Here is a 12,867-nt window from a genome sequence, read left to right on the forward strand (position 1 = left end):
TATGTGATTCCCCGTCTTTTTTTTAATTACCATGTTCCATTTGCTGAATACATATTTAGAGTATTAAAGTATTAATAAGTTCCACCACTGTTGATCTTTTGAGGAAAAAGTAGAGTTTGCTTTGCAGGAAGGATGCCTTAACAGGGTATCTGTTAAATGGGTTTTGCCCTGCTTCCAACTCGGCAGCAGGGTAGAAAGAGGCAGAGATTACAAACTCTTGGCGACTACTTCATAAATATCGGCAGACAGATCAGGCACAGACTTGATCCGCTTCAGCGCTTTTCTCATGCGCTCACTTATAACTGCCTGGCATTTCTTCCAGCGTGTCAATGGCGTCATCAGACGAGAAGCGAAACCAGTCCCACCGTGCTATTACTTCGGGATGATCAACATGCGCTTTTGCTATTACTAAAAGATGAAGCAAGTTGATGGGTGCGGCACCAAAGCACTGAACATCACATTCATCAGAAGATTTCTTCCCATCATCAATATTAATAAGTGCCCCAACCGAGAAACAATAAGTTAGAAGATCTTCGCCGTTAATGTGTGCAGCCAGATCGGGTTCCGAGAGAAGGAATGTTCTGTGCATGAGTGTAGCGTTAGGGTCGTAAAAAATAACTTTCATGCATCCATCCTGCTTCTTTAGTCTAATGGCCATTGAGTGGCCAATTGCTCCATCGTCTCGTATTTTAAAATGAAAATTCTTTTCATTGCCAACCGAGATATTCCAGTACTTTTTTACCAGCCTCGTAAGAGCCTCAGAAAAATTTTCCTTATGGAAATAATATCCATCAGCAAAATAGGGATTATCAGTCATTTCGCCTTCTGCTAATCCATCTGGACGAAAATCTTCTTCATGTAGAAGATCAGATGTATTTGCAAAAGTTGACTGTACTTTTTCAGGGGTGTTTATTATTTCAAAATCCTTCCGTCGACCAAACACTCTTCTGGCATAAGCCAAAGTGAAATGACGGCAGGCTATCTCTTCACCTGGTGCTATGGTGTCATTATCAGAGCGACGGACTTTACAATTAAGGTTTATAGGTAACTGGGAATTATCGGAGTTATACATGGGGATTGGAACAGTGCTGCCATCCTCCTGGAAAGCAAGTTTAACCTGAAGACTTCGCCCTTGATCATGCAGTTGATTTACCTTGTTTTTAACATAGTGAGTTGATCTCTCGCAGGCTAGCGGGATGTTAATATCATAAGCACTTAATGGTTTATGGAGTGCTTTAGTAAACCAGGCATCAGGGTGTTCTTTCATCAGTTTTGTGGTGATACAGTGCAAAGCGCTGACACAATAACCACCAAAATATGCCTTGATGCCATTAACAAGGGATGTCATGGCCCTGACTGGCATCAAGGATTCTGAATGATTGTGCCATGAATGTGAAAGTGCCGACTGAACACCCAGTTTGATTTGATCCATTACGTGCCTCCACTCTTTTTTTAATGACCATAATCCATTTGCTCACTATATATTTAGAGCACTAAAGTGCTAATAAGTTCCGCAGCTGTTGCTCTGTTCAGGAAAAAGTAAAGTTTGCTGTTGTAGGCAGGATACGCTGGTATTTCTTCCAGTGTGTCAAAGGAGTCTCGGTTTGCGGGTTCTGTTTGTTCTGGGTAATGATCGAGTCTGCCAGGTATTCATAGCCTTCGCCCGCTATAGTAAGACAGATTGCTGTCATGACCGGGAGGGGCCGGGGTAACCGCTATCAAAAGGGCCAAGGTTCTCGGCGGTCTGATCCTGCTTGAGGTTTTTACTGGATAGCCTTTGCATCATTGCTTGAAACCAGTCCCACCGTGCTATTACTTCGGGATGATTAACATGCGCGGTTGCTATTACTAAAAGATGAGGCAACTTGATGGGTGCGGCACCAAAGCATTGAACATCACATTCATCAGAAGATTTCTTCCCATCATCAATATTAATAAGTGCCCCAACCGAGAAACAATAACTTAGAAGATCTTCGCCGTTAATGTGTGCGGCCAGATCGGGTTCCGAGAGAAGGAATGTTCTGTGCATGAGTGTAGCGTTAGGGTCGTAAAAAATAACTTTCATGCATCCATCCTGCTTCTTTAGTCTAATGGCCATTGAGTGACCAATTGCTCCATCGTCTCGTGTTTTAAAAATAAAATTCTTTTCATTGCCAACCGACATATTCCAGTACTTTTTTACCAGCCTCGTAAGAGCCTCAGAAAAATTTTCCTTATGGAAATAATATCCATCAGCAAAATAGGGATTATCAGTCATTGCGCCTTCTGCTAATCCATCTGGACGAAAATCATCTTCTTCAAGTGGAAGATCAGGTGTATTTGCAAATGTTGACTGTATTTTTTCAGGGGTGTTTATTATTTCAAAATCCTTCCGCCGACCAAACACTCTTCTGGCATAAGCCGAAGCGAAATGACGGCAGGCTATCTCTTCACCTGGTGCTATGGTGTCATTATCAGAGCGACGGACTTTACAATTAAGGTTTATGGGGAACTGGGAATTGTCGGAGTTATACATGGGGATTGGAACAGTGCTGCCATCCTCCTGGAAAGCAAGTTTAACCTGAAGACTTCGCCCTTGATCATGCAGTTGATTTACCTTGTTTTTAACATAGTGAGTTGATCTCTCGCAGGCTAGCGGGATGTTAATATCATAAGCACTTAATGGTTTATGGAGTGCTTTAGTAAACCAAGCATCAGGGTGTTCTTTCATCAGTTTTGTGGTGATACAGTGCAAAGCGCTGACACAATAACCACCAAAATATGCCTTGATGCCATTAACAAGGGATGTTATGGCCCTGACCGGCAGTAAGGAGTCTGAATGACTGTGCCATGAAAGTGAAAGTGCCGACAGAACACCAAGATTGATCTGATCCAATTCGTGATACCTCTTTCATTTTAAAAATCATGATCAATTTTCTTGAACCTATAGAGTTCAAAGGTGCTAATAAGTTCAAATAAAATAATACTTTTCGATACTCATTCCCTCCGTCCTCTTAATACAGTATGAGTCTCATGCCCAGGCGTCATCGCTAGATGATTCCTCAACAATCAGATATATTGGCAACGGTTAAGTGTATTTTTTTTGAGGTGTTTTTTTAAAAGTATCTTTCCACCGACCAAACACTTTTTTGGCATAAACGACTTAACATGCCTTTTAACCGCGTTCACAGTAGGTTGATACCTCTGTATCACTATATGCTAAATTGCCTCAATGACTTGTTCTTTGGAGTCAACATCATGATACAGAAAGAATATGTACGCTGTGCTGTATTGATTGTCGCACTGGTAATTTGTTCGGCTGCACAGGCAAAATCCGCTGATTTATATTTTAAAAGCAATACAGATAACAGCTACTGGGCCAAGCACACGGATGACGGTAAGTGTATGGATGATAATCCTATGGATAATATTAGTTTCAAGGGAAATAGAGCCTGGGCTGTGACACATATATACTATTCCTCGTCAATTTTTTACTGCGGATGGCATCAGTCCTGGTTCGATTTCGTTGTCAGTGATGCCCAAGGACATAAGGCAAAAATAAGGTGGTACAAGCGCGCAGGTGGCTACTTACCTTTTTTATGGATACGAAGTGACCCCAACCATCTGATTAAAAACTGGAATTCAGAGTATCATGATAACGATATATCACGAGGAGGATATTACTCTACGACTATAGCCCTAAACTATTGAAAGCCATATCAACGCTGTGTCAAAATCAGTCGAATTGTCGCCAACCAGGACCTGCCGTTTATCTGGCAGATGTTTCTTTTTTCTTGGTTCTTTGAGTCTATAGCAACGTCACCTTATATGGTAAGGCAGTTTGCTGTCATGACGGGAAGTGGCCGGGGCTTCACCATCAAAAGGGTCAAGGTTCTCGGCGGGCTGACCCTGCTTGAGTTTTATACTGGATAGCCTTTGCATTATCGCTTTAAGCAAGCCCCAATGTGCTATTACTTCGGAATGTTTAACATGCCCCTCTGCTATTACCCAACGATGAGTATGCCTGAAGGGTCCGGCACCAAAGCACTGAACATCACACTCATCAGAAGATTTCTTCCCTTCATCAATATTAATAAGTGCCCCATACGAGAAACTGTTAGCTTGTAGAATTTCGTTGGTCGTGTGTGTAGCCAGATCAGGTTCCGAAAGAAGGAATGTTCTGTGCATGAGTGTAGCGTTAGGGTTGTAAAGAATCACTTTCATGCATCCATCCTGCTTCTTTAATCTAATAGCCATTGCGTGCCAGTTACTCCATCGTCTCGCGTATTAAAATAAAAGTTCTTTTCATTGCCAACCGATATATTCCAGTACTTTTTTATCAATCTCGTAAAAGCCTCAGAAAAATTTTCATTATCGAAATAATATCCATCAGCAAAATAGGCTTTATCAGTAATTGAGTCATCTGCTAAACCATCTGGACGAAAATCTTCATCTACATTATTTAGAAGATCAGATGTATTGGCAAAAGTTGACTGTATTTTTTCAGGGGTGTTTATTATTTCAAAATCCTTCTGCCAACCAAAGACTCTTCTGGCATAAGCCCAAGCGAAATGACGGCAGGCTATCTCTTTCCCTGGTGCTATGGTGTCATTATCAGAGCGATGGACTTCACAATTAAGGTTTGTGGGGAACTGGGAATTATCGGAGTCATAGATGGGGATTGGAACACTAATACCATCCTCCTGGAAGGCAAGTTTAACCTGAAGACTTCGCTCTTGATCATGCAGCTGATTTACCTTGTTTTTAACATAGTGAGTTGATCCCTCGCAGGCTAGCGGGATGTTAATATTATAAGCACTTAATGGTTTATGGAGTGCTTTAGTAAACCATGCATCAGGATGCTCTTTCATCAGTTTAGTGTTGGTAGAGTGCAAAATGCTGACAGAATAACCACCAAAACATGCCTTGATGCCATTAACAAGGGATGTTATAGCCCTGACTGACATCAAGGATTCTGAATGATTGTGCCAGGAATGTGAAAGTGCCGACTGAACACCAAGATTAATCTGATCCATTTCATGATATTCCTTTCATTATCAACAATCATAATCAATTTTCTTAAAGCTATAAGTACCTAACCAGTTACTTAGAGTTCAAACTTGCCAGTAAGTTCAAATTAAATGAAAAATTAAATAACACCCAGTGTTTACCAGAAACCCAACTCAAAACAAACCTCTATAAATCGCCAAAAAATTTATAATTACCTTATAAATCTTTGGATAATATCAAGTGCCTGTATAGTTGCCTATCTGAAACAAAAGTACTATTTTCCGAATACTTATTTCCACTATCCCCTTAATACAGCATGAGTCTCATGCCCAGGATCTATCATTAAATGATTACTCTTCAGTGAGCCACCAAAGCTCCGGATATCACTTTCATCATAAGATTTCTTCCTATCATCAATATTCATAAGCACTCCATAAGAGAGGAAGCTGGCTTGAAGATCTTCACCGGCGATATATGCAGCCAAACCTGGTTCCGAGAGAAGGAATGTTTTGTGCCTGAGTGTGGCGTTAGGGTCGTAAAAAATAACCTTCATGCATCCATTCTGCTTCTTTAATCTCAGGGCCATTGAGTGAGAAAATCTTCCATGTTCTCGGGAACGGAAAAAAAAATTCTTTTCATCACCATCCGACATATTCCAGTACTTTTCTACCAGCCTTGTAAGAGCTTCTGCAAACTTGCCTTTATGAAAATAATACAAGTCAGCAAAACAGGATCTCTTAGTCATTTGACCATCTGCCAATCTAACTGGAAGATAGTATGACTCTCTTAATGGATCATCAGCTGTATTTGCAAAGGTTAACTGTATTTTTTCTGGGGTATTTATTATTTCAAAATCCTTCCGCCGACCAAAGACTCTTCTGGCATAAGCCCAAGCGAAATGACGGCAGGCTATCTCTTTCCCTGGTGCTATGGTGTCATTATCAGAGCGATGGACTTCACAATTAAGGTTTGTGGGGAACTGGGAATTGTCGGAGTCATAGATGGGGATTGGAACACTAATACCATCCTCCTGGAAGGCAAGTTTAACCTGAAGACTTCGCCCTTGATCATGCAGCTGATTTACCTTGTTTTTAACATAGTGAGTTGATCCCTCGCAGGCTAGCGGGATGTTAATATTATAAGCACTTAATGGTTTATGGAGTGCTTTAGTAAACCATGCATCAGGATGCTCTTTCATCAGTTTTGTGTTGGTAGAGTGCAAAATGCTGACAGAATAACCACCAAAACATGCCTTGATGCCATTAACAAGGGATGTTATAGCCCTGACTGACATCAAGGATTCTGAATGATTGTGCCATGAATGTGAAAGTGCCGACTGAACACCCAGTTTGATTTGATCCATTGCGTGATCCCCCCCTTTTTTAATTACCATGATCCATTTGCTCACTATATATTTAGAGCACTAAAGTGCTAATAAATTCCGCAGCCGTTGCTCTGTTCAGGAAAAAGTAAAGTTTGCTGTCATGACCGGGGAGTGGCCGGGGTAACCGCACTATCAAAAAAGCCAAGATTCATGGTGAACTGACCCTGCTTGAGCTTGAGGTTAATGCTGGATTGCATTTGCATTATTGCTTTAAACCAGTCCCACCGTGCTATTACTTCAGGATGATTAACATGCCCGTCTGCTATTACACTACGATGATTAAACCTGAAGGGTACGGTACCAAAGCACTGAACATCACATTCATCAGAAGATTCCTTCCAATCACCAATATTAATAAGTGCCCCATATGAGAAACGGTTAGCTTGAAGAATTTCGTTGGTCGTGTGTGCAGCCAGATCGGGTTCCGAGAGAAGGAACGTTCTGTGCATGAGTGTAGCGTTAGGTTCGTAAAAAATCACTTTCATGCATCCATCCTGCTTCTTTAATCTAATGGCCATTGCGTGGCCATGTTCTTCATAGCCTTCTGTGTGAAAATAAAAGTTCTTTTCATTGCCAACCGGCATATTCCAGTACTTTTCTATCAACCTCGTAAAAGCCTCAGAAAAATTATTACTATGGAAATAGTATCCATCAGCAAAATAGGGTTTATCAGTCATTGAGCCATCTGCTAAACCATCTGAACGAAAATCTTTATCTGCATCGTTTAGAATATCAGATGTATTTGCAAAAGTTGACTGTATTTTTTCACGGGTGTTTATTATTTCAAAATCCTTCCGTCGACCAAACACTCTTCTGGCATAAGCCAAAGCAAAATGATGACAGGCTATCTTTTTCCCTGGTGCTATGGTGTCATTATCATGGCGACGGACTTTACAATTAAAGTTTCTGTGGAACCAGGAATTATCGGAGTTATACATGGGGATTGGAACAGAACTGCCATCCTCCTTGAAAGCAAGTTTAACCTGAAGACTTCGACCTTGATCATGCAATTGATTTACCTTGTTGACAACATAGTCTGTTAATCTCTTGCAAGCTAGCGGGATGTTAATATTATAAGCACTTAATCGTTTATGGAGCCTTTTTGTAAACCATGCATCAGGGTGTTCTTTCATCAGTTTTGTGTTGGTAGAGTGCAAAATGCTGACAGAATAACCACCAAAACATGCCTTGACGCCATTAACAAGGGATGTTATTGCCCTGACCGAAATCAAGGATTCTGAATGATTGTGCCACGAATGTGAAAGTGCCGACAGAACACCTAATTTGATTTGATCCATTGCGCGATCCCCCCCTTTTTTAATTACCATGATCCATTTGCTCACTATATATTTAGAGTACTAAAGTGCTAATAAGTTCCACAGTTGTTGCTCTGTTCAGGAAAAAGTAAAGTTTGCTGTTGCAGGCAGGATGCTTTAGCAGGGTATCTGTTAAATGAGTTTTTTCTGTTTCCAGGGGCTTAGTGTATTAACGGTCAATAATCAGGAGGAACATGTGATCGGCTTGAAGGAAAGGCAGTGGACGACCGTTCAAATTTTGGGCATTTTTTACGAGTCGATGTATTCCTGATAGGGGTGGTGAAAGGCGGGTCTACAGTTGGAATTGTTGAATAATTGCTTCAAAAAAGTCCCACCGTGCTATCACTTCAGGATGATTAACATGCTCCTTTACTATTACTGAACGATCAGTAAACCTGGAGGGTGCAGCACCAAAGCACTGAACATCACATTCATCAGAAGATTTCTTCCCATCATCAATATTAATAAGCCCCCCATACGAGAAACTGTTAGCTTTAAGAATTTCGCCGGTAATGTGTGCAGCCAGATCTGGTTCAGAAAGAAGGAATGTTGTGTGCATGAGTGTAGCGTTAGGATCGTAAAGAATTACTTTCATGCATCCATCCTGCTTCTTTAGTCTAATGGCCATTGCGTGGCCAGTTATTCCATCGTCTCTTGATTTAAAATAAAAGTTCTTTTCATTGCCAACTGACATATTCCAGTACTTTTTTACCAGCCTCTTAAGAGCCTCAGAAAAATTTCCCTTATGGAAATAATATCCATCAGCAAAATAGGGTTTATCAGTAATTGAGCCTTCTCCTAATCCATCTGGACGAAAATATTCATCATTTAGAAGATCAGATGTATTTGCAAACGTTGACTGTATTTTTTCAGGGGTGCTTATTATTTGAAAATCCTTCCGTCGACCAAACACTCTTCTGGCATAAGCACAAGCGAAATGACGGCAGGCTATCTCTTTCCCTGGTGCTACGGTGTCATTATCAGAGCGACGGACTTTACAATTAAGGTTTATGGGGAACCGGGAATTATCGGAGTTATACATGGGGATTTGAACAATACTGCCATCCTGCTTGAAAGCAAGTTTAACCTGAAGACTTCGCCCTTGATCATGCAGTTGATTTACCTTGCTTTTAACATAGTGAGTTGATCCCTCGCAGGCTAGCGGGATGTTAATGTTATAAGCACTTAATGGTTTATGGAGTGTTTTAGTAAACCGTGCATCAGGGTGCTCTTTCATCAGGTTTGCGGTGTTAGAGTGCAAAATGCTGACAGAATAACCACCAAAACATGGCTTGATGCCATCAAAAAGGGATGTTATTGCCCTGATTGGCATGAAGGAGTCTGAATGATTGTGCCATGAATGTGAAAGCGCCGATTTAGCACCCAGTTTGATTTGATCCATGACGTTTACTTCCTCTTTTTTTAATTACCATGATTCACTTGCTCAATATTTATAGAGCACTAAAGCACTAAGAAGTTCCACAGCTGTTGCTCTATTCAGGAAAAAGTAAAGTTTGCTGTTGCAGGCAGGATACTTTAGCAGGGCATCTGTTAAATGGTTTCTACCCTGCTTCCAACACGACAGCAGGGTAGAAAGAGGCAGAGATTACAGACTCTTGGTGACTACTTCATAAATATCGGCAGACAGATCAGGCACTGCCTTGATCCGCTCCAGCGCTTTTCTCATGCGTTCCCTTATAACTGGCTGGTATTTCTTCCAGCGTGTCAATGGCGTCATCAGACGTGAAGCGGTTTGTGGGTTCTGTTTGTCCAGGGTAATGATCCAGTCCGCCAGGAACTCATAGCCCTCGCCTGTGCCAGAGTGGAACTGCTTCATATTCCCGCTGGCAAATCCGCCCAATAAAGCTCTCAGCTTATTCGGGCTGGTGCTGTCAAAAGATTCATGCTCCTGAAGTGACCTCAGATGCTCCAGAGTACCCAGAGACGGACTGCTGCTTTGCAGCATAAACCAGCTGTCCATGACCACTGCATCATCTTTATAACGATCCAGATAGTCATTAAGCAGAGAATCAATGGTTTCCCGACTCTGATAACTGGAATTAATGACGGCGCCCATGGCTGCACGCAGGTCGGTCATATTGCTGGCATTGTTGTACTGATCTTCAGCCAGTTGTTGCAGACTGTCGTCTTCCAGTTCAACCAGGTAGCCGAGACAGATATTTCTCAGGGTACGTTTGGCAATATCTCCGGCTTCCGGGCGATACTCACCCTTCAGCTTCAGAGTTTGATAAAGCTCCAGCAGTTTATCTTTGTGAGCCTCAGCAATGGCTTTACGAACACGACTTCTGGATTCACAGATCTGCAGAGGGTGAATTTCTTCCGCCTGCTCAGCCAGACTCGCTTCAGAGGGCAGTTTCAACATTTCTGCTTTAGCCGCTTTGTCCAGCTCTTCATCGGCGAGCACAACACCAAAAGCATCAATGAGTCTTGAATCAATCCCGGTTTCTTTGCCCTTCAGCAGTCCGTCGACCAGATCTTCAATAACCGCAGTGGCCAGACGCTGACCTGCATCCCAACGATTGTAACTATCGCTGTCGTACTTCATCAGGAAAACCAGATCTTCACGACGGTAATCGTATTTGACACGAACGGGCGCAGAGAAGTTTCTCAGAATAGACGGCAATGGATTTTCAGTCAGTCCTTCGAATGTCCAGGTGTCTTCAGCCGCTGTAACATGCAGAACCCGTTCAGTCTCACCGGCTTCGTTCAGTGGCAGGGCTTTGCCATCCTTGTCCAGCAGGGCAACAGCCACAGGAATATGAAAAGGCAGCTTAGTCTCCTGACCCGGAGTGGCCGGACAACTCTGAGCTATTGTCAGAGTGTACCGACCTGACGCCTGATCAAAGCTGTCGGTCACAGAAACAACCGGCGTTCCCGCCTGGTTATACCAATGACGGAACTGACCGAGGTCAACGCCGGAAGCCTCTTCCATGGCTTTTACAAAGTCTTCACAGGTCGCTGCTTCACCGTCAAAACGGTCAAAGTACAGGTCTGAACCTTTGCGGAAATGGTCTTTACCGACAATGGTCTGAATCATCCGAACCACTTCACAACCCTTTTCGTAAATGGTCAGGGTGTAAAAGTTGGAGATCTCGATAAATGACTGCGGACGTATAGGATGAGCCATGGGGCCTGCATCTTCAGCAAACTGTGCCGTCTTCATTATCGCAGCGTCTGCAATCCGCTTGACGCCCCGTGAATTCATATCTGCTGAGAATTCAGCGTCACGGAATACAGTGAAGCCTTCTTTAAGGCTCAGCTGAAACCAGTCACGACAGGTGACTCTGTTGCCAGACCAATTATGGAAATACTCATGGGCAACAATCGCTTCTATACGCTGGTAACTGGCGTCAGTAGCCGTATCAGGGCTTGCCAGTACGCAGGAAGAATTGAAAATGTTCAAACCCTTGTTTTCCATCGCCCCCATGTTGAAATGATCTACCGCTACGATCATGAAGATATCCAGATCGTACTCACGGCCATACACCTCTTCGTCCCACTTCATGGACTTTTTCAGAGAAAGCATGGCGTGGTCGCACTTGTCGATATTGTGAGACTCGGTGAAAATACGCAGTGCCACTTCCCTGCCGTTCATGGTGGTGAAACTATCTTCCACCATTTCCAGATCACCGCCTACCAGGGCAAACAGATAGCTGGGCTTTTTGAACGGGTCTTCCCAGGTCACCCAGTGTCGTCCACCTTCAAACTCGCCACGGGCAATATCATTACCATTGGACAGCAGTACCGGGTAACGGCCTCTGTCGGCAATCACCTTGGTAGTGAATTTGGACATAACATCCGGACGATCCAGATAGTAGGTAATTTTGCGGAAGCCTTCTGCTTCGCATTGGGTGCAGAACATGCCGTTGGATTTATACAGTCCTTCCAGAGAAGTGTTTTCCTGAGGACGAATACGGGTCACAACCGTCAGAGAGAATGAGAGACGGGTGACCGGTACAGTCAGGCTTTCAGAACCGAGGATGTACTGATCAGAGGTCAGTTCGGAACCGTCAATAAAGACACTGACCAGCTCCAGGTCGATACCAACCAGAGTCAGGTCGGGGGTATCTTGTCCACGATCTTCATTACGGCGCAAGCCGAGTACCGAGGTCACCAGTGCGTGATCTTCGAACAGGTCGAAGGTCAGGTCGGTGGTATCAATCCAATAATCCGGAGCCTGATAATCTTTCAGGTAAATAGCTCTGGGTTGGGCGTCTTTCATTTTCAACCTTCCTTTACCATGGTCGTGCTTTTGTTGTTAGAGCTTTTGGCTCAATTTGCGGAGAGGTATATTTCCTCTCCATGCCGATCAGGCTGCAACTGATACGTTGACTTGATAAGAAGTGTGCTTGCGAATATTGATAACACCGGTATCAAGGATCAGGTATTGCCCCTTGATACCCATCAGTACGCCTTCAATAAGCGGTTTTTTATCAAAGGACATGGAAGTCACTTTGACAGGATATTGCTCGACGGGATAGCGAATATCGACGACTTCCGGATCGACCACCGGTGTTATGGCCTGTAATCCAAACTGTTCCTGAAGCGCTTCCAGCCGTGAAGCGTTCATCTCCAGCAGATCACTGGCCTGTGTTTTGAGATCCAGAGGTTCTGCCGTCCCTTTCAACATGGCACGCCAGTTGGTTCGATCATTCACAAACGCCTTGAACAGGGTTTCGATCAAACCGGACTGCTGTCGTGTAGAGACTCTGACAAAAGGCAGGGCCTGGGTCGCCCCCTGATCCACCCAGCGGGTGGGTACCTGAGTTGCGCGGGTGATACCGACCTTCAGACCCGAGGAGTTGGCGAGATAGACGACATGATCGGTCATACAGAACTTTTCACCCCAGGCGGCATCGCGACAGGTGCCTTCGTGATAATGGCACTTTTCGGGACTCATAATACAGCTGTCACACTGGGGCAGCTTTTTGAAACAGGGATAACAGAAACCCTGGCTGAAACTTTTCCTGGTCTTGCGGCCACAGTGGCAGCAGTTGATTGCGCCTTGGTATTCAAGGGTCAGCTTTTTTCCCATCAGTTCATTCAGGGGCAGCCGATCATCGCCCACAGGCAGCTGGTACTCCACCGGCTGGCCTTCTTTCAGTAGCGATTCCATTTTGCGCAGTGCGCCACTCAGACGTTGAGTCAAGTTCTATA

The 12,867-nt window shown here is 43.6% G+C and carries 11 protein-coding genes; 1 reads left to right on the forward strand and 10 read right to left on the reverse strand.

Annotation, left to right across the window (positions count from 1 at the left end; translation table 11 throughout):
* Window positions 1-207 precede the first annotated feature (207 nt).
* The 3 genes from ACOMHB_RS17570 to ACOMHB_RS17580 all read right to left on the reverse strand — a co-directional run bounded on the left by ACOMHB_RS17570 (window position 208) and on the right by ACOMHB_RS17580 (window position 2,710).
* The gene (locus ACOMHB_RS17570; protein ID WP_448217602.1) at window positions 208-339 is read right to left on the reverse strand and encodes an aminopeptidase N C-terminal domain-containing protein; all 132 of its coding nucleotides are present in this window, start codon (window positions 337-339) and stop codon (window positions 208-210) included.
* Window positions 293-1,432, reverse strand: coding sequence for a hypothetical protein (locus tag ACOMHB_RS17575; RefSeq protein WP_448217603.1), 1,140 nt, complete (start codon window positions 1,430-1,432; stop codon window positions 293-295). Before ACOMHB_RS17575 ends, ACOMHB_RS17570 begins: the two co-directional genes overlap by 47 nt.
* Window positions 1,433-1,687: 255 nt before the next feature.
* The gene (locus ACOMHB_RS17580; protein ID WP_448217604.1) at window positions 1,688-2,710 is read right to left on the reverse strand and encodes a hypothetical protein; all 1,023 of its coding nucleotides are present in this window, start codon (window positions 2,708-2,710) and stop codon (window positions 1,688-1,690) included.
* Window positions 2,711-3,237: 527 nt separating this feature from the next.
* On the opposite strand from ACOMHB_RS17580, the gene ACOMHB_RS17585 reads away from it, so the two are divergent.
* The gene (locus ACOMHB_RS17585; protein WP_448217605.1) at window positions 3,238-3,690 is read left to right on the forward strand and encodes a hypothetical protein; all 453 of its coding nucleotides are present in this window, start codon (window positions 3,238-3,240) and stop codon (window positions 3,688-3,690) included.
* Between the two features lie 108 nt (window positions 3,691-3,798).
* On the opposite strand, the gene ACOMHB_RS17590 is transcribed toward ACOMHB_RS17585, so the two are convergent.
* The 7 genes from ACOMHB_RS17590 to ACOMHB_RS17620 all read right to left on the reverse strand — a co-directional run bounded on the left by ACOMHB_RS17590 (window position 3,799) and on the right by ACOMHB_RS17620 (window position 12,859).
* The gene (locus ACOMHB_RS17590) at window positions 3,799-4,236 is read right to left on the reverse strand and encodes a hypothetical protein (RefSeq protein WP_448217606.1); all 438 of its coding nucleotides are present in this window, start codon (window positions 4,234-4,236) and stop codon (window positions 3,799-3,801) included.
* A complete protein-coding gene (locus tag ACOMHB_RS17595) occupies window positions 4,221-5,015 on the reverse strand; it encodes a hypothetical protein (RefSeq protein ID WP_448217607.1) in 795 nt (264 codons plus the stop codon). Before ACOMHB_RS17595 ends, ACOMHB_RS17590 begins: the two co-directional genes overlap by 16 nt.
* A 272-nt stretch (window positions 5,016-5,287) precedes the next feature.
* Window positions 5,288-6,382 (reverse strand): ShET2/EspL2 family type III secretion system effector toxin, encoded by a 1,095-nt coding sequence (locus ACOMHB_RS17600; RefSeq protein ID WP_448217608.1) that lies wholly within the window; start codon window positions 6,380-6,382, stop codon window positions 5,288-5,290.
* Between the two features lie 89 nt (window positions 6,383-6,471).
* Window positions 6,472-7,701: a hypothetical protein gene (locus ACOMHB_RS17605; protein WP_448217609.1), complete on the reverse strand. Its 1,230-nt coding sequence runs from the start codon at window positions 7,699-7,701 to the stop codon at window positions 6,472-6,474.
* Between the two features lie 280 nt (window positions 7,702-7,981).
* On the reverse strand, window positions 7,982-9,091 hold the full coding sequence (locus tag ACOMHB_RS17610; protein ID WP_448217610.1) for a hypothetical protein: 1,110 nt from the start codon (window positions 9,089-9,091) through the stop codon (window positions 7,982-7,984).
* 204 nt (window positions 9,092-9,295) lie between these two features.
* Window positions 9,296-11,932, reverse strand: coding sequence for an aminopeptidase N (gene pepN, locus ACOMHB_RS17615; protein ID WP_448217611.1), 2,637 nt, complete (start codon window positions 11,930-11,932; stop codon window positions 9,296-9,298).
* A gap of 87 nt (window positions 11,933-12,019) precedes the next feature.
* On the reverse strand, window positions 12,020-12,859 hold the full coding sequence (locus tag ACOMHB_RS17620) for a DUF2797 domain-containing protein (protein WP_448217612.1): 840 nt from the start codon (window positions 12,857-12,859) through the stop codon (window positions 12,020-12,022).
* Between the last annotated feature and the right edge of the window lie 8 nt (window positions 12,860-12,867).

This window comes from Endozoicomonas sp. 2B-B, from assembly GCF_053470045.1.

What these genes read in the sequence shown, in the direction of transcription:
- ACOMHB_RS17595 (WP_448217607.1), bottom strand. Translation starts at nt 5,015, where the DNA reads ATGGATCAGATTAATCTTGGTGTTCAGTCGGCACTTTCACATTCCTGG.
- ACOMHB_RS17575 (WP_448217603.1), bottom strand. Translation starts at nt 1,432, where the DNA reads ATGGATCAAATCAAACTGGGTGTTCAGTCGGCACTTTCACATTCATGG.
- ACOMHB_RS17570 (WP_448217602.1), bottom strand. Translation starts at nt 339, where the DNA reads ATGACGCCATTGACACGCTGGAAGAAATGCCAGGCAGTTATAAGTGAG.
- ACOMHB_RS17610 (WP_448217610.1), bottom strand. Translation starts at nt 9,091, where the DNA reads ATGGATCAAATCAAACTGGGTGCTAAATCGGCGCTTTCACATTCATGG.
- ACOMHB_RS17590 (WP_448217606.1), bottom strand. Translation starts at nt 4,236, where the DNA reads ATGGCTATTAGATTAAAGAAGCAGGATGGATGCATGAAAGTGATTCTT.
- ACOMHB_RS17580 (WP_448217604.1), bottom strand. Translation starts at nt 2,710, where the DNA reads ATGAAAGAACACCCTGATGCTTGGTTTACTAAAGCACTCCATAAACCA.
- pepN (WP_448217611.1), bottom strand. Translation starts at nt 11,932, where the DNA reads ATGAAAGACGCCCAACCCAGAGCTATTTACCTGAAAGATTATCAGGCT.
- ACOMHB_RS17585 (WP_448217605.1), top strand. Translation starts at nt 3,238, where the DNA reads ATGATACAGAAAGAATATGTACGCTGTGCTGTATTGATTGTCGCACTG.
- ACOMHB_RS17600 (WP_448217608.1), bottom strand. Translation starts at nt 6,382, where the DNA reads ATGGTAATTAAAAAAGGGGGGGATCACGCAATGGATCAAATCAAACTG.
- ACOMHB_RS17605 (WP_448217609.1), bottom strand. Translation starts at nt 7,701, where the DNA reads ATGGTAATTAAAAAAGGGGGGGATCGCGCAATGGATCAAATCAAATTA.